General features: G+C 37.8%; 17 protein-coding genes. 12 read left to right on the forward strand and 5 right to left on the reverse strand.

Going from position 1 to position 17,610, the window contains the following annotated elements; all coding sequences use genetic code 11:
* Nucleotides 1–98 precede the first annotated feature (98 nt).
* The 8 genes from NG809_RS02040 to NG809_RS02075 all read left to right on the forward strand — a co-directional run bounded on the left by NG809_RS02040 (nt 99) and on the right by NG809_RS02075 (nt 6,682).
* A complete protein-coding gene (locus tag NG809_RS02040) occupies nt 99–1,739 on the forward strand; it encodes a UxaA family hydrolase (protein WP_262147621.1) in 1,641 nt (546 codons plus the stop codon).
* A 155-nt stretch (nt 1,740–1,894) separates the two neighbouring features.
* Nucleotides 1,895–2,659 carry an SDR family NAD(P)-dependent oxidoreductase gene (locus tag NG809_RS02045; protein WP_262147623.1) on the forward strand — a complete coding sequence of 255 codons (765 nt, stop codon included), beginning with the start codon at nt 1,895–1,897 and terminating at the stop codon, nt 2,657–2,659.
* A 238-nt stretch (nt 2,660–2,897) separates the two neighbouring features.
* Nucleotides 2,898–3,749, forward strand: coding sequence for a fumarylacetoacetate hydrolase family protein (locus tag NG809_RS02050; protein ID WP_262147625.1), 852 nt, complete (start codon nt 2,898–2,900; stop codon nt 3,747–3,749).
* On the forward strand, nt 3,746–4,075 hold the full coding sequence (locus NG809_RS02055; RefSeq protein WP_262147627.1) for an L-rhamnose mutarotase: 330 nt from the start codon (nt 3,746–3,748) through the stop codon (nt 4,073–4,075). Before NG809_RS02050 ends, NG809_RS02055 begins: the two co-directional genes overlap by 4 nt.
* A gap of 28 nt (nt 4,076–4,103) precedes the next feature.
* Entirely contained in the window at nt 4,104–4,928 is an 825-nt protein-coding gene (locus NG809_RS02060) for an amidohydrolase family protein (RefSeq protein ID WP_262147628.1), read from the forward strand.
* A 302-nt stretch (nt 4,929–5,230) separates the two neighbouring features.
* Complete coding sequence (locus NG809_RS02065) at nt 5,231–6,013, forward strand: L-fucose dehydrogenase (RefSeq protein ID WP_262147629.1); 783 nt, start codon at nt 5,231–5,233, stop codon at nt 6,011–6,013.
* 131 nt (nt 6,014–6,144) lie between these two features.
* On the forward strand, nt 6,145–6,399 hold the full coding sequence (locus NG809_RS02070; RefSeq protein ID WP_262147631.1) for a hypothetical protein: 255 nt from the start codon (nt 6,145–6,147) through the stop codon (nt 6,397–6,399).
* Nucleotides 6,389–6,682 (forward strand): type II toxin-antitoxin system RelE/ParE family toxin, encoded by a 294-nt coding sequence (locus NG809_RS02075; protein ID WP_262147633.1) that lies wholly within the window; start codon nt 6,389–6,391, stop codon nt 6,680–6,682. The genes NG809_RS02070 and NG809_RS02075 overlap by 11 nt, the downstream gene beginning before the upstream one ends.
* Nucleotides 6,683–6,804: 122 nt before the next feature.
* Here the strand turns inward: NG809_RS02075 and NG809_RS02080 are convergent, their stop codons facing one another.
* From NG809_RS02080 to NG809_RS02100, 5 genes are all read right to left on the reverse strand, one after another.
* Entirely contained in the window at nt 6,805–7,086 is a 282-nt protein-coding gene (locus NG809_RS02080; RefSeq protein WP_262147634.1) for a Txe/YoeB family addiction module toxin, read from the reverse strand.
* Nucleotides 7,071–7,283: a DUF2683 family protein gene (locus tag NG809_RS02085; protein WP_262147636.1), complete on the reverse strand. Its 213-nt coding sequence runs from the start codon at nt 7,281–7,283 to the stop codon at nt 7,071–7,073. The genes NG809_RS02080 and NG809_RS02085 overlap by 16 nt, the downstream gene beginning before the upstream one ends.
* Before the next feature lie 91 nt (nt 7,284–7,374).
* Entirely contained in the window at nt 7,375–10,554 is a 3,180-nt protein-coding gene (gene carB, locus NG809_RS02090; protein ID WP_262147638.1) for a carbamoyl-phosphate synthase large subunit, read from the reverse strand.
* Nucleotides 10,555–10,777: 223 nt separating this feature from the next.
* Complete coding sequence (locus NG809_RS02095) at nt 10,778–11,851, reverse strand: carbamoyl phosphate synthase small subunit (protein ID WP_262147640.1); 1,074 nt, start codon at nt 11,849–11,851, stop codon at nt 10,778–10,780.
* A gap of 246 nt (nt 11,852–12,097) precedes the next feature.
* Complete coding sequence (locus NG809_RS02100) at nt 12,098–12,988, reverse strand: aspartate carbamoyltransferase catalytic subunit (protein WP_262147642.1); 891 nt, start codon at nt 12,986–12,988, stop codon at nt 12,098–12,100.
* 240 nt (nt 12,989–13,228) lie between these two features.
* Here NG809_RS02100 and NG809_RS02105 point away from each other — a divergent pair, with 240 nt between their 5' ends.
* The 4 genes from NG809_RS02105 (at nt 13,229) to NG809_RS02120 (ending at nt 17,591) form a co-directional block, all read left to right on the forward strand.
* On the forward strand, nt 13,229–13,690 hold the full coding sequence (locus NG809_RS02105) for an Lrp/AsnC family transcriptional regulator (protein ID WP_262147644.1): 462 nt from the start codon (nt 13,229–13,231) through the stop codon (nt 13,688–13,690).
* Between the two features lie 244 nt (nt 13,691–13,934).
* Complete coding sequence (locus tag NG809_RS02110; RefSeq protein ID WP_262147646.1) at nt 13,935–14,351, forward strand: IS1/IS1595 family N-terminal zinc-binding domain-containing protein; 417 nt, start codon at nt 13,935–13,937, stop codon at nt 14,349–14,351.
* A gap of 237 nt (nt 14,352–14,588) precedes the next feature.
* Entirely contained in the window at nt 14,589–15,968 is a 1,380-nt protein-coding gene (locus NG809_RS02115) for a porin (RefSeq protein ID WP_262147647.1), read from the forward strand.
* A 42-nt stretch (nt 15,969–16,010) separates the two neighbouring features.
* Nucleotides 16,011–17,591 (forward strand): MFS transporter, encoded by a 1,581-nt coding sequence (locus NG809_RS02120; RefSeq protein ID WP_262147649.1) that lies wholly within the window; start codon nt 16,011–16,013, stop codon nt 17,589–17,591.
* The last annotated feature ends 19 nt before the right edge of the window (nt 17,592–17,610 follow it).

Raw genomic sequence — 17,610 nt, forward strand, 5'->3', positions numbered from 1 at the left:
AGAATGGTCTTTGCTTAGCAGAGCCCCTTCGCCAACGAAAAATATGCAGAACAATATTAAAGAAATCTTTGCGCTCTTTGCGTTTAAATGATATTAAAATGAGCAATTTAATTTTAAAAATAAATCCAAAAGACAACGTTTTAGTCGCCCTTCAGGATATTCCTGCGGAAACTGAAATTGTTTTTGAAGGACAAACGTACAAAACTCTTGAACCCATTCCTGCCAAACATAAATTTTTTATGAATGACATGAAACAGGGTGACGAGATCTTTATGTACGGTGTTTTGGTTGGAAAAGTGCAGTATGATTTGGCATCAGGAACAAGAATGACGACGGACAATACAAAGCATGCTGCTGATCCATTTTATTATCGGGATGTGGATTATCAATGGACAAAACCTGATGTTTCCAGATTTTTGCATAAAACCTTTAAAGGTTATCACCGTTCAAACGGCGATGTGGGAACGGCTAACTACTGGCTTTTTATTCCAACTGTTTTCTGTGAAAACCGAAATCTAGATATCATTAAAGAATCTCTGTACGACAGTTTGGGATATGCGGTTGATGCAAAATATAAAAACTATACACATCAATTGGTGGAAGCAATTTCCAAAGGAGAAAATCTGGATGAAATTGATTTTTCGCCATCCAATATTCCAACGAAAGAACGAGTTTTTAAGAATGTTGACGGCATCAAATTTCTCAATCACACCGGCGGTTGTGGCGGAACACGACAGGATTCGGATTCTCTGAGTAAACTGTTGGCTGCTTATGCCGACCATCCCAACGTGGCTGGAGTTACTTTGTTGAGTCTGGGTTGTCAGCATCTCCAGATTGATAATTTTAAAAAAGATTTATACCACAGAAATCCTGATTTTGATAAACCTTTACTCGTTTTTGAACAGCAGAAAGCAGTAAGTGAAGAAACAATGATTAAAGATTCTATTTTTGAAACATTGAAAGGTCTTCAGGAAATCAACAAAATTGAACGTGAAGATGCTCCGCTAAGTAAACTTTGTGTTGGGGTGAAATGTGGCGGAAGCGATGGTTTCAGTGGTATTTCAGCAAATCCTGCAGTTGGACATCTTGCGGATATTCTTTCGGTTTTGGGAGCTAAAGTCCTCCTTGCTGAATTTCCTGAATTATGCGGAGCGGAACAGGAATTAATAGACCGAGCCGTAAATCAGGAAACTGCAGAAAAATTCATCCGACTGATGACGGAATACGATGAACTGGCACATGCCGTTGGTTCAGGTTTTTATATGAATCCATCGCCAGGGAACATTAAGGATGGATTGATAACCGATGCCATTAAATCCGCAGGAGCAGCGAAAAAAGGTGGCTCCTCTCCTGTCGTAGATGTTTTGGATTATACCGAACCTGCTACAAAACCGGGTTTAAGTTTAGTCTGCACCCCTGGAAATGATGTGGAAGCAACCACGGGAAAAGCCGCTTCAGGAGCGACTTTAATATTGTTTACGACTGGACTTGGAACGCCGACGGGAAATCCGGTTTGTCCGGTGATCAAGGTGGCAACAAATACTGTTTTGGCTGAAAGAATGTCGGATATTATTGATATTGATACAGGAGCAATTGTTCGTGGCGAAAAAACGATTCAGCAGATGGGCGAAGATATTTTGGATTTCTGTATTGAAGTGGCAAGCGGAAATATTATTCCCAAGGCAGTGGCTTTGAATCAGGATGATTTTATTCCCTGGAAAAGAGGGGTTAGTTTATAGGGAAAGGCCAGGTTAAAAGTAAAAAGAGCCAGTTTATAAATTCCCCTCCTTTGGAGGGTGGCGAAAAATCTTCGGTTTTTTGACGGGGTTGGTTTATACAAACAGTATCATCAAAACTAAAAGTTATTAGTGAAATAGTAAATAAAAAGATATAAATGTTTTCATTAAAAAATAAAAAAGCCGTTGTGACAGGCGGAGGAAGCGGGATTGGGCAGGCGATTGCCGTTCAGTTGGCAGCCAATGGTGCGGAAGTTCATATTCTTGAAATTACAGAGCAGAACGGACAGGAAACGCTTGGAAAAATTCAGTCTGCGGGAGGAAATGCGAAAGTTTATGCCTGTGACGTTTCAAAACAGAAGGATGTTTTGGAAGTTTTCGGGCAGATTGGAGCAATTGATATTTTGGTTAATAATGCAGGAATCGCACATATAGGAAAAGCAGACACGACTTCGGAAGAGGATTTTGACAGAATTTATAATGTCAACATTAAAGGGGTTTACAATTGTCTGTTTGCAGCAATTCCTCAGATTAGAAAATCTAACGGCGGCGTGATTATTAATATGGCTTCGATTGCTGCGTTGGTGGGAATTCCTGACCGTTTTGCGTACAGTACGGCAAAAGGTGCGGTGAAAGCAATGACGATGAGTGTTGCGAAGGATTATATCAGTGAAAATATCCGCTGTAATTCGATTTCTCCGGCAAGGGTGCATACGCCTTTTGTGGATGGATTTTTAAAGAATAATTATCCTGATCATATTGAAGAAATGTTTGCTAAATTATCAAAGACACAACCTATCGGAAGGATGGCTCAGCCTGAGGAAGTGGCCTCGTTAGCGCTTTATCTGTGCAGTGACGAAGCGTCATTTATTACGGGTGTGGACTATCCTATCGACGGTGGTTTTACGACTTTGAACAATTAAAATCTGTAGATTAACACAAATGTTGAAAAGGGGAAAAACTACCCTAGCCCCGATAGAAACGGCATCCTTTTTTGTCATTGCGGTGGCGAAAAAGTACAACAATTAATCATGTTGATCGCAATGACAAAAAAGATATAGTACTTCGGCAAGCTCAGCATAAATTACTAGCGGGATTAAGCTCCTAAAAAAGATCAAGTGTATTAAATTCTGCAATCAAAATATTTAACAATAATCAAATATGAAATTAATAAAATTCGGACAGCCGGGACAGGAAAAACCGGGCGTCATCATTGGTGACAAGAGATATGATGTTTCTCATCTGGTGCGAGATTATGATGAAAATTTCTTTTCAGGTGAGGCGATTGAAAATTTAAAATCTGAAATACACACCCATAATTTACCTGAAATTTCTTCTGAAGAAAGACTGGGAGCACCTTTGGCAAGACCGTCTAAAATTATCTGTGTGGGACTGAATTATAAAGACCATGCCGCTGAAACCAACGCACCGATTCCGCAGGAGCCGATTTTGTTTTTTAAGGCGACTTCTGCGATTGTGGGGCCGAATGATGATTTAATCATTCCAAAAACGAGCACCAAAACCGATTGGGAAGTTGAGTTGGCCATTGTGATTGGAAAAAAAGCGAGCTATGTTTCTGAGGAAAATGCCCTTGAGCACGTTGCCGGCTATGTTTTGCACAACGATTACAGCGAAAGAGCCTTTCAGCTGGAAAGAAACGGACAGTGGGTAAAGGGGAAAAGTTGCGATACATTTGCACCGATCGGACCTTTCATTGCGACACCTGACGAGATTGAAGATATTCATAATTTACGTTTGTGGCTGAAAGTGAACGGGGAAATTCTGCAGGACGGGAATACATCTAATTTAATTTTTAATATTCCTTTTGTGGTGAGCTACATCAGTCAGTTTATGACGTTGCTGCCGGGTGATATCATCAGTACAGGAACGCCTGCCGGTGTTGGTTTGGGGCAAAAACCTGATCCCTGGTATCTGAAATCCGGCGACGTGGTGGAACTGGGAATTGATGGTCTGGGAAGCAGCATCCAAAAAGTAAAGGCGTACGACGAATGAAAAAATTCTGTCTCGCTCTTGACTTGATTGATGACCTTGAATTGATCGCAGAATACGAAAATTATCATCAAAACATCTGGCCTGAAGTCAGACAAAGTATTTTGGATTCGGGGATTAGGAATATGGAAATTTATCGGGTTCGAAACAGATTGTTTATGATTGTGGAAGCTGATGAAAAATTTTCTTTTGAGGCTAAAAATGAAGCCGATAAAAACAATCCGAAAGTTCAGGAATGGGAAGAACTGATGTGGAAATTTCAACAGCAGCTACCCAATTCGAAAGCTGGAGAAAAGTGGCAATTGATGGACAAAATATTTTCACTGTAAATTACATTTTAGTAAAAAATAATTAAATATGATTATTGATTCTCACGTTCATTTTTGGAAGTTTGATCCGGTTCGGGATTCCTGGATTACGGATGAAATGAATGCTATCCAAAAAGATTTTCTTCCTGAAGATTTTTCGTTTTATTTAAATGAAAATCAGGTTGATGGCTGTGTTGCTGTTCAGGCGAGTCAAAGTGATGAGGAGACGGATTTTTTGTTGAATTTAGCGAAGGAAAATACTTTTATTAAAGGTGTTGTTGGCTGGATTGATTTGGCTTCTGATCATATTGAGGAATTGCTTGAAAATTATCAGTCTGAAAAGTTGATTAAAGGTTTTAGGCATGTTGCAGAGGGAGAAGATCTTGGTTTTTTATTAAAAGAAAATGTTCTCAATGGAATTTCAAAGCTTCATCAGTTTGATTATACATTTGATATTTTGTTGAGACAGAATCAGCTTACTGATGCTGTTAGACTTTCGGAAAAACTACCTGAGCAACCTTTTATTTTGGATCATTGTGGAAAACCGGATTTGAGAACAAATGATTTGAAAGACTGGAAGCAAAATATTACAGAACTGGCTCAAAACCCAAATGTTTACTGTAAAATTTCGGGTCTTTTGACGCAGGGAAACTGGAAATTGATTGATGAGAAATCAATTTTTGAAGTCTTAGATTTTGTTTTTGCAAAATTCGGAATTCAGCGGTTGGTTTTTGGAAGCGACTGGCCTGTTATGTTGCTGGGAGGAAATTATGCTTTGTGGATGGAATTGATTTCAAAATATCTGCAACAATTTTCTAATAAGGAACAGGAACAATTCTTTTCTGGAAATGCTGAACAGTTTTACAAATTATAACTAAAGTATTTTACCACAAAAGGCACAAAAGATCTTGACACATAAGTCACATTAGATTTAAGTTTAATGGTTTGAGAATATTTAGAGCACATAAGTTTAAAAATCAAAGATTTTTGTTCGGGAATGTGATAAATTAAAGACTTATTTTTGGCTGAGTGAAATCGAAGATTCGACGTAGTCAAACGCCTTTGCCTCAATTATATAATTGATTTTATTTGAATCGGCGAAACTTTGTTTTGCGGACTTAAAAACAGTAAGTATTCAAAAAAATCTTCGCGCTCATTGCGTTTAAAAACAATAACATGAATTTAAATTTAGACCATAAAATAATCATAGTAAGTGGCGGTGCAAAGGGAATTGGAAATGCGATTGCTAAAGTTTTAGCTGAAGAAAATGCGTTGCCAATAATTATCGGAAGAAATGAAAACGATAACAGAAATGCCGTTCAGGAAATCCTAGAAAATGGTGACAAATCTGATTTTGTGACTGCTGAACTTTCTCAACCTGAAGAATGCAAAAAAGCCATAGATGAAGTCGTGAAAAAATATGGTAAAATCGATGGAATTGTCAATAACGCTGGTGTCAACGATGGTGTTGGACTGGAAAATGGTTCATATGAAGGTTTTATTTCCTCCTATCATAAAAATGTGGTGCATTACTATCTTTTGGTGCATCACGCACTTCCCTATCTGAAGGAAAGTAAGGGTTCGATTTTAAATATTGGAAGCAAAACAGCAGAAACCGGACAGGGCGGAACATCCGGATATGCCGCAGCAAACGGGGCGAGAAATGCTTTGACGAGAGAATGGGCGGTTGAACTTTTGCCTTACAGCATCCGTGTGAATGCAATCATCGTTGCAGAAGCGTGGACTCCGCTTTACGAATCATGGATATCAACTTTTGAAAATCCGGAAAAGAAGCTAAAAAGCATTACTTCAAAAATTCCTTTGGAAAATCGTATGACGACTTCCGAAGAAATTGCGAATATGGCAGTGTTTCTTCTATCTGAAAAATCTTCGCATACTACTGGACAATTGATTCATGTGGATGGAGGTTATGTGCATTTGGATAGGAGTTTGGGGTAAAATTTGGAGCAACTTTTAACTGGTTTTAAGTCGTGATTTTCAAATTTATCATTTACTTTTAATTAAAATTCATAAATCAGAATCACAATTTTGAATTAAAATTTTTATTAACTTTGATAAAAATAAGTCCAATGAGTTCTAATACATTACATATAATCAATCAAAAACTAAAGAATGAACCTGAGGAAATTCTGAAACAAGTTTTGGGATATCTTGATGGAATTATTGAAAACAAATCTGAAAAAAATTGGTATGAACATAATTTAAATTACCAGTTGACAGATCAGCAGAAACGTGAATTGGATGCAATGGAAAATTTGAAAGATGAAGATTTTATGCCGATTGAAGATTTGTTTGCTGAAATGAAAGCAAAGTATGGCGTTTAAAATAGTAACCACTTCTGAAGCAAACAGAGATATTATAAATTCTTTCGAATATTACAGAGATGTCGCTGGTAAACGAGTAGCAAACAGTTTCTTTAGAGATTTCAAATTTACAGTGAGCAAACTTAGGAAAGTTACTTACTACCAAAAAATCCACAACGATTTTCACCGTTTGCCTCTTAAAGTCTTTCCATTCATTATTATTTATAAGATTGAAAAAGACAAGGAAATTATAAAAATTTTCAGAGTTTTTCATACCTCGCAAAATCCTGAAAAATATCCATAAAAAAAGCGGAAGATTTTTCTCCTGCTTTCTTTTATTTTATTTTAGAACTACATCGTCATTATCGTGAAGCTACTGCTGCAATAACTATAAGTATGGTTCTATTATCTATCAATGAATTAAAATCACTTATCTTCGTAATGTCCCATTGCAGAAATAATTTCAACAATTACAGTTTCTTCCTCAACGGTATAAACAATTCTATCTTTCTGATTAATTCTTCGGAACCAAAAACCTGAAAGCTTATATTTTAATTGTTCAGGTTGACCGATTCCAATGTACGGATGCTCTTCCAATTCCGATATAATTTTTGAAATTCTGTTAAGTGTAGCTTTATCTCCTGATTTTTTGTGTTTCTGTAAATCTTTAATTGCTGTTTCAGTATATTTTATCAGATACTTTCCCACAATTTATCAGTTTCAATGATTACACGCTTATCATTTTTATGAGAATTTAAAATCTTTTCAACAAACTCTTCGTTATAATTATCTTTCTCAGAAATTATTTCAACTCCATTCTTTTCTTTAGAAAAAATGTCAATCAAATTTCTCAAAGTCTTACCTGCTTTGGTACGTTCGTTAATTTTAATCGTTATTGTTGTCATATTTAAAGATTTACATTACAAATTTAATAAAAAAACCTAACAGTTTAAAAAGCTGTTAGGTTTAATTTATGAAAGTAGAAACGTGCTAAAACTACATCGTCTCCATCTTAAAGCTCATACTCTCAATCACTTTCAGGATCGCTTCAACTGTATCCATCGATGTTAAACAAGGAACGCCGTTTTCAACACTCATTCTTCTGATCTGGAAACCGTCTCTTTCAGACTGTTTTCCTTTGGTCATGGTATTGACAACGTACTGAACTTTTCCTTTTTGAATTAAATCGATCAGGTTGACATCTTCTTCGCCGATTTTGTATCCGATTTTGCATGGAATACCTTTTTCTTCGAAGAATTTTGCCGTTCCTTCCGTTGCCCAGATTCTGAAACCAACTTCGTGGAATCTTGAAGCCAGATCAGCGGCTTCCTGTTTGTGTTTATCAGCTACCGTGAACAGGATTGAACCGTGCATCGGAACTTTTCTTCCGGCTGCAACCAATCCTTTGTAGAGTGCTTTTTCCAAAGTCGTGTCTTTCCCCATAACCTCTCCTGTAGACTTCATTTCTGGGCCTAAAGAGATGTCAACTTTCGTTAATTTTGAGAATGAGAACACAGGAACTTTTACGAAAACACCTTCTTTATTCGGAACCAATCCGTTTTTGTAGCCTAAATCTTTCAGTTTCTGACCTAAAATTGCTTTTGTAGCCAAGTTTGCCATTGGAACATCGGTAATTTTAGACAAGAAAGGAACTGTTCTTGATGAACGAGGATTTACCTCAATCACATATACATTTCCTTCAAAAAGAACATATTGGATATTCATTAAACCAATTACATTCAAGCCTTTAGCTAATCTTTGAGTATAATCTACCAAAGTATCGATTTCTGCCTGAGAAACATTCTGTGGCGGATACACTGCAATCGAATCACCCGAGTGAACTCCTGCTCTTTCGATGTGTTCCATAATTCCAGGAATGATTACTGTTTCGCCGTCGCAGATTGCATCGACTTCCACTTCTCTTCCCGTGATGTAACGGTCAACCAAAACCGGCTGATCCGGACTTGCATCTACCGCAAATTCCATGTAGTGCGCCAATTCTGCTTCAGTGTACACAATTTCCATCGCTCTACCTCCCAAAACGTAGCTTGGACGAACCAAAACCGGATAACCGATTTCGTTTGCAATCACAATCGCTTCTTCTTTTGAAGTCGAAGTTTTTCCTAAAGGCTGTGGAATTCCCAGTTCCTGAAGGGCTTTTTCGAATTTATCTCTGTTTTCAGCTCTATCCAAATCTTCCAGTGAAGTTCCTAAAATCTGAACACCGTAAGCTGCTAATTTATCTGCTAAATTGATGGCTGTCTGTCCACCAAACTGTACTACGACACCTTTTGGTTTTTCAAGGTCGATGATGTTCATTACATCTTCTTCCGTCAAAGGTTCGAAGTATAATTTATCTGAAATCGAGAAGTCTGTAGAAACCGTTTCAGGATTATTGTTAATGATAATCGCTTCGTAACCCATTTCTTTGATTGCCCAAACCGAATGAACCGTTGCGTAATCAAACTCAACTCCCTGCCCGATTCTGATAGGTCCGGAACCTAAAACGATGATTTTCTCTTTGTCTGTAACTACAGATTCGTTTTCTTCCTCGTAAGTTCCGTAGAAATAAGGTGTTTCAGATTCAAATTCAGCAGCACAGGTGTCTACCATTTTGTAAACCGGCACAATTCCGTTTTCTTTTCTGAAATTGTAAACCTCTCTCTGCGTAGATTCCCATAAATGAGCGATATTCTGATCTGAGAAACCTAATTTTTTAGACTGAATTAAAATTTCCTTATCGAATCTGTTATCGGCAATTGTCTTTTCGAAATCAACTAATTTCTTTAATTTCCAGATGAAGAATTTATCAATTTTACTCCATTCTACGATTTGTTCCCAGTCGTAACCTCTTCTTAAAGCATCACAAATGATAAACAGTCTCTCGTCATCACAAACTCTGATTCTTCTTTCGATATCTTCGTCCGTTAAAACTGCAGCCTGTTTTGTTTTTAAACCTAAATGTCTCAATCCAGTTTCCAGAGAACGCACGGCTTTCTGTAAAGACTCTTCGAAATTTCTTCCAATCGCCATTACTTCTCCGGTCGCTTTCATCTGAGTAGACAATCTTCTGTCTGCCGTTTCGAATTTGTCGAAAGGAAATCTTGGGAATTTGGTTACCACATAGTCCAAAGCCGGCTCGAAACAAGCGTAAGTTTTTCCTGTAACAGGATTCATGATTTCATCTAAAGTCAATCCAACAGCGATTTTTGCAGCAATCTTAGCAATCGGATAACCAGTTGCTTTTGATGCCAAAGCCGATGAACGGGAAACTCTTGGATTTACCTCGATGATGTAGTAATCGAATGAATGCGGGTCTAACGCCAACTGCACGTTACATCCACCTTCGATTCCTAAGGCTCTGATGATTTTCAGTGAAGCGTTTCTCAACAGCTGATACTCTCTGTCTGAAAGCGTCTGAGAAGGCGCCACAACGATTGAGTCACCTGTGTGAACTCCCACCGGATCTATATTTTCCATGTTACAAACCACAATCGCGTTGTCGTTTGCATCACGCATTACTTCGTATTCAATTTCCTTGAAACCTGCGATTGATCTCTCGATCAAACACTGTGTTACCGGACTGTATTTCAGACCTAATTCTGCGATTTCCTTTAATTCAGCTTCTGTTGATGCGATTCCACCACCGGTTCCTCCCATGGTGAAGGCTGGACGAACAATTACCGGATATCCGATTTCTTCAGCAAAACGAAGCGCTCCTTCTACTGTATTCACGATGTCAGATTCAGGAACGGGTTCATTTAATTCTCTCATCAGTTCACGGAACAGATCTCTGTCTTCCGCTCTGTTGATCGCTGAAAGTGTAGTTCCCAAAACTTCCACCTTGCACTCTTCAAGAATCCCTGATTTTTCAAGTTCCACCGCCATGTTCAGACCTGTTTGTCCGCCAAGTGTTGGTAAAAGTGCATCCGGACGCTCTTTTCTGATGATGTGACTTACAAACTGAAGCGAAATCGGCTCGATGTAAACCTTGTCAGCGATTTCAACATCCGTCATAATCGTTGCAGGATTTGAATTGATCAAAATCACCTTGTAGCCTTCTTCTCTCAGGGAAAGACAGGCCTGCGTTCCTGCGTAATCAAATTCCGCCGCCTGACCGATGATAATTGGGCCGGAACCGATTACTAAAATTGTTTTTATGTCGTTTCTTTTCATTTTTAAAATTATCCTTTTGTTGTTGAACCCTTTCGGGTTCGGATGATGATTGTTTCACCATTACCATAGGTTTCACCTACGGCTATTTATATTGAATCCTTCGGATTCTTCTAATTTGCAGCGAATTGCCCGCAGCCCGACTTGAGTGGAGCTCTTTTTGTGAGGAGGCACGACGAGCAAAAAAGCGGGAACGGAAGGCGGATAAGCTGCCCAAATTAATCTTCTACTTTTTAAAATCCTCCATCAATGTGATGAAATCATCAAACAAATAATTCGCATCCTCTGGACCCGGGCTCGCTTCAGGGTGATATTGAACTGAGAAGCAAGGATGAATTTTGTGTTTCAAACCTTCATTTGTTCTGTCATTCAATGCGATATGGGTTTCTATTAAATCTGTTCCTTTAAGACTCTCCTGATCAACTGCGTAACCGTGATTTTGAGAAGTGATGGCTACTTTATTCTTTTCCAAATCCAAAACAGGGTGATTTCCTCCTCTGTGACCGAATTTTAATTTGAAGGTTTTCGCTCCACAAGCCAGTCCAATCAACTGATGTCCAAGGCAAATCCCGAAAATTGGAACTTTTCCTAATAATCCGCGGATCATTTCTAAAGCGTGTTGGTTGTCTTCAGGATCTCCGGGTCCGTTGGATAACATGATTCCATCTGGATCCATCAACAAAATTTCTTCAGCTGTTGTATCCTGCGAAACTACAATAATATCGCAATTTCTTTGAGATAATTCTCTGATTATTCCTAATTTAGAACCAAAATCTACAAGTACTACTTTAAGTCCTCTTCCCGGGTTGGCATAAGAGGTTTTTGTGGAAACCTGCTCTACCTGATTGGTTGGGAACGTTGTTGATTTTAATTCTTCAACAGTATTGTTTTCGTCTGCATCAGCATTCACGATTTTTCCTTTTACCACACCTGAATTACGAAGAATTCTTGTCAGTCTTCTGGTATCAATCCCTGAAATTCCTGATAGATTTTTCTTTTTAAACAGTTCCTGTAATGTAATCTGTGTTCTGAAATTGGAAGGTAAATCGCAAATTTCCTTTACAATAAGACCTTTGATTGCAGGCTCGATGCTTTCGTAGTCATCACGGTTGATCCCGTAATTTCCGATCAGCGGATACGTCATGCAAACAATCTGACCGCAGTACGATGGGTCAGAAATCAATTCCTGATATCCCGTCATTCCGGTATTGAAAACCACCTCTCCTGCTGTTTCCAAATCTGCTCCGAAACCTTCTCCATGAAATACTTCACCGGACTCCAGTATTAATTTTTTCTTCATTTTAACTTTTATCTTTATTTCTATTTTATCCTTCTTTAATTATCTGATATTGTATCGATTACACCCTTTCAGGGCTCGCGCAAATCAGATTTCCTTTCTATTTCCATGGGCTTCACCCATGGCTATTGATGGGTCGCCCTTTCAGGGCTTTTCTCAATGATAATTCTTTTTAAAATTCGCTTTAACGAGTTAATTTGTCATTAAATATTAAAAAGTAAATCACTTGGCTCTTTCTACTTTAACTTTTTACTTAAAAGAAAAACCTTTCTCCTCCAAAGCATTTTTCAGAATTGCCATTCTCGCGAAAACACCGTTCTGCATTTGCTTGAAAATTCTTGAGCGTTCACATTCCACCAAATCGGTATCGATTTCCACACCTCTGTTAATTGGTGCGGGATGCATAATGATAGCTTCTTTTTTCATGGTTTTTTCTCTTGCTTTCGTCAAACCATATTTTCTGTGATATTCCGAAGCAGAGAAACTCATTTTTGAATCATGTCTTTCATGCTGGATTCTCAACAACATCAGAACATCCACATCGTGAATCATCTCATCTACAGAAAGATATGTACCGTTAATCAAAGCTCCTTCATCAAACCATTGTTCAGGTCCTGAAAAGTATACTTTTGCGCCCAATCTTCTTAATGCTTCAGCGTTTGAGTTGGCGACACGGCTGTGTTTTACATCTCCAACGATTCCGATTTTTAAACCTTCAAATGTTCCGAATTCCTGATAGATCGTAAGCAAATCGAGCATACATTGTGAAGGATGATTTCCCGTTCCGTCGCCACCGTTGATGACTGGAATGTTAATGTTTTTCAAATCATCAAAATAACGGTCTTTTTTATCTCTGATCACAACAAGATTTACACCGATGCTTTCAATCGTCTTCACGGTATCATATAAACTTTCACCTTTATTGACAGAACTGTTGGATGCATCAAATGGAACGACCTGCAAACCCAGTTTTCTTTCGGCAACATCGAAGCTTGTTTTGGTTCTTGTGCTGTCTTCGAAAAACAGATTTGAGCAGAAAACCTCGCCTTCAATTTTGGCAGTTTTTCCATTGGCAAAAGCCAAAGCTTCCGTCAGTATCTTGTTGATTTTCTCTGTACTTAGTTCGGTAATCGTAAACATAATATCTTAATTTTTGAACATAAAAAAAGCGAAGAAAATATCTTCGCTTAAAATAAATAAATATCGTAAAGGGCGTCTACGCCCAGTAATTCTAATGATATAAATACTGTGTTATTCATTAGGTGCAAAGATATAACATTTGGGGGAACTGGCAAAACCATTTTTAAGATTAAATCAAATTATTCCGCATGATCACTTTCATTTTTTAATGCTATTTTTGTTTCATCTCAACATTTTTATATGGATTTAAAAGACAAAATGATTCTCAGCATTATTCAGGAAGATTCAACCAATTCTGTGAAAGAAATTTCGGAAAAAATCGGTCTTACCTTTACTCCGACCTATGAACGCATCAAACAGCTGGAGAAACAGGGCGTGATTGAAAAGTATGTCGGACTTTTAAACCGTGAAAAATTGGGACTTAACATCGTTGTGTACTGTAACGTGCGTCTGAAAGAGCAGTCTAAAAAGGTTTTAGAGACTTTTGAGGAAAATATTACGCAATACGATGAAGTGCAGGAAATTATAAGTTTGTCCGGCGAGTATGATTATATGTTGAAAATTATTGCACGGGATATCAACTCTTATAATGACTTTGCTGTAAATGTTATTTCAAACATTCCCAATATCGGCCAATATCACAGTTCGATTGTTTTACATGAAGTGAAAAAGTCTACGAAGTTTAAGATTGATTTAGGGTAAATTTCAGTTTAAATTTCAGGCATGAAATGATTTTGAATTTCATTTCGAAGGATCTTTTAAGTGTGAAATCCTTTTCTTTGTATGGTTATGAATTTATTAACTGGAATTGGTATGCGCTATATCTTTTATTTGTACGAGAATATTTGCTTATTCCCTTAAACACTTTCAGTTTTCAAAAGTCATTAATTAATATTGAAACTATAATTTCGCTAAATTATTATACATTTGCTAAAATTGTATAGCTATGGAAAATATCTGTCCGAAATGCAAAAATAAAAATGTTGTAAAAAGTGGAATCATCAATGACAAGCAGCGATTTCATTGCAAAGACTGTAATTATTATTTTACAGTAAAGAAACTCGGGAAGCAGATTGACGATTACTATGTAACCAAGGCATTGCAACTGTATCTTGAAGGACTCAGTTTCCGTGAAATTGAGCGTATTATAGGTGTTTCGCACGTTACTGTAAGTTCGTGGATTAAAAAATACAATATTACAAGACCACCCCATTCTGACTTCCATCCTGTTTATAAAATTTTGAAGCAAAATGAATTAATTGAATACATGAGCAGGGAAGAAAATATCAAAAATTCAGGACTCATCATCACTCAGTTTGCAGATAAATATATGCTGATTAAATGGGAGAGGTTTAAAAAATGATTGATTATTGATAGATTATAATTGATAATTAAAAAATCTCATTCTGTTATCCTAAGTACTTTTAGTAAACTAAAAATCAATATTTTAAATATTAATTATATAACTATTCAAAACTCAAAATTCGTAGTCTAAAATTAAAAACTATATACTAACCATATATATATACTAAATTTTCATAACTAAATTATTAATTACAATTTGGCTTTCACAAAATAACAGCCAAAAAATTAATAATTTATGAAGAAAATATTAAGTTTTATTGGATTAGCTTTAATCAGCAGTTCTGCATACGGTCAGGGATCTCCGGATTACGGAGGTGGTTTAAAAATCAATTTAAATCCTGAAGGAGATAAATACGTAAGATTTATTTTATGGGATCAGTTCTGGATCAGGAACACCGAAATGAACCCCGGAAGTATGGTTGGAGGCGAACCGACAGATAATACCTGGAATTTAGGAAACCGAAGAGCACGTATTCTTGCATACGCCCAGATTACAAAGCGTTACATGATTATGACGCACATCGGAATCAACAATCAAACCTTTATTAACGGAGGCGCAACCGGAACAACCGGAACAGGAGGCTATGGAAATGGTAAAAAACCTCAAATCTTTTTTCACGACGCGTGGAATGAATATGCCGTTGTAATGCCGGGCGAAGCAGGGAAATTCAGTCTGACTTTGGGAGGTGGACTTCATTATTACATGGGACTTTCACGTATGACAATGGCTTCCACGCTGAACTTTCTGACTTTGGATTCTCCGGTTTTCAGCTGGCCTTTAATTGATAATTCAGACCAATTTGCAAGACAAATGGGCGTTTTTGCAAAAGGTAAATACGGAAAATTTGAATATCGAATGAGTTTAAATAAACCATTTGCGACAGATTTAACTCCGGCCAATACTTTAGTTCCAGGAAATCAGGTTGCGGTTGATAACAACGGAAATCCCAACTGGTCTAAGGCAGGTTATTTTGAATATCAATTTTTAGATACAGAATCTAATCTTCTTCCTTTCAAAGTTGGTTCTTATTTGGGAACTAAAAGAGTTTTCAACGTCGGTGCAGGTTTTTACCATCAGGCGGAAGGCACGAGAACTTCTCTTAATTCCAACATCGAAAAACACGACATTACCCTACTTTCTGTAGATGCTTTTGCCGATATTCCTTTGGGCGAAGCGAAAAATAAAATGGCAGTTTCTGCTTATGCAGGATATTTCAACTATAATTTCGGGCCAAATTATATCAGAAATTTAGGAACCATGAATATCGCAGCCAACGACCCTAATTTTGTCGGTCAAAGAGCTTTGGCAGGTCCCGGAAATCTTCAACCGATGATTGGAACCGGAAATGTGGTATATGCTCAGGCAGGATTATTATTGCCAAGTCAGGCAGAAAAACCAAAAATCAGAATCCAGCCTTTTGCTGCTTACACGTATAAAGATTTTGAGGCTTTTGATAAACCTTCTTCACAAATTGATGTGGGAGCCAACTGGTTTTTAGACGGTCATCACGCAAAAATTACAACACAGTATTCTACGAGACCGGTTTATACAAGCCCGACGGAAAATCCTAAATCTAAAGGAGAATTCATTGTACAGCTTCAGATTTATTTATAAAACTAATTCCATTTAATTTAATTAACAAAAAAATCTATTGATATGAGCGAACAACATCATGATGCTTACGAGAATATGACGGATAAGCAGAAAAACCGCACCATTTGGAGCGTGATCACCGCATCATCCCTCGGAACTTTGATAGAATGGTATGATTTCTACATTTTCGGAAGTCTCGCAGTCGTTTTGGCGACCAAATTCTTTCCGGCAGACAATCCTACCGCAGCATTTTTATCTACGCTGGCCACTTTTGCAGCAGGATTTGTGGTAAGACCTTTCGGAGCTTTGTTTTTCGGAAGATTGGGAGATATCATCGGAAGAAAATATACTTTCTTAGTCACCTTACTGATCATGGGATTCTCAACATTCCTGATCGGATGTATTCCGGGATATGAAACCATCGGATTTATGGCACCGGTTTTAGTTTTAATATTAAGACTTTTGCAGGGTTTAGCTTTAGGAGGAGAATACGGCGGAGCAGCGACTTATGTTGCAGAATACTCTCAGCCCAACAGAAGAGGATACTGGACTTCGTGGATTCAAACTACCGCAACAGCAGGACTTTTCATTTCATTGATCGTCATTTTAATTACAAAAAATACGCTTTCCGCTGAAGATTTTGATTCGTGGGGATGGAGAGTTCCTTTTTGGATTTCAATTTTAATGGTGGGCGTTTCCTATTTCATCAGAAAAAACATGAAAGAATCTCCTCTGTTCGCAAAAGCTAAAGCAGAAGGAAAAACATCAACCAATCCTCTAAAGGAAAGTTTCGGGAATAAATTCAACTTCAAATTTGTCTTACTGGCATTATTCGGGGCTGCGATGGGACAAGGAGTCATCTGGTACACAGGACAGTTTTACGCCATGAGTTTCCTTCAAAAGGTAATGAATATCAACTCGATGCAGGTCGATTATTTGATGGCAACGGCTTTATTGATGGGAACACCTTTCTTCGTATTTTTCGGTTGGCTTTCAGATAAAATAGGTAGAAAAGCGATTATGATGACGGGAATGTTGGTGGCAATTTTAGCGTACAGACCCATTTACGACGCGATGTACAAAAGCGTCAACATTGAAGCTAAAACTGTTGCAGAAAATGGTATCAAAGAAACGAGAGCTGCAGCTATTCATAAAACAATTGCATCAGACAGTTTGGTGACATTTCACAAAGAAACGACTTATACCGACGGAACTTTAATTAAAAAAGACAGTATCGTGCATTGGTCAGCAGCGGGTCTGGTTATGAAAGACGGAAAAGCTGAGGAGCCAAAGGTATCAACCTCAATTACGCTGAATGATGACACGAGATGGTATCTGGTTTTCTTGGTATTTATTCAGGTGATTTTTGTGACGATGGTTTATGGTCCGATTGCAGCATTTTTAGTGGAAATGTTCCCTGTGAGAATCCGTTATACATCGATGTCTTTACCGTATCATATTGGTAATGGGGTTTTTGGAGGATTGCTTCCCGCAGTGGCGACTTATCTCGTGACCTCAGGAAAAGATGCAGGACATGCGACGTGGTATCTTGAAGGACTTTGGTATCCTATCGGCGTCGCAGCAGTCTGTTTGGTCATCGGGTTATTCTATCTTAAAAACAAGAACAATAATATCCACGATTAACAGGCGGAATCACTTAAAA

Source organism: Chryseobacterium foetidum (assembly GCF_025457425.1).
Classification (GTDB): Bacteria; Bacteroidota; Bacteroidia; order Flavobacteriales; family Weeksellaceae; genus Chryseobacterium; species Chryseobacterium foetidum.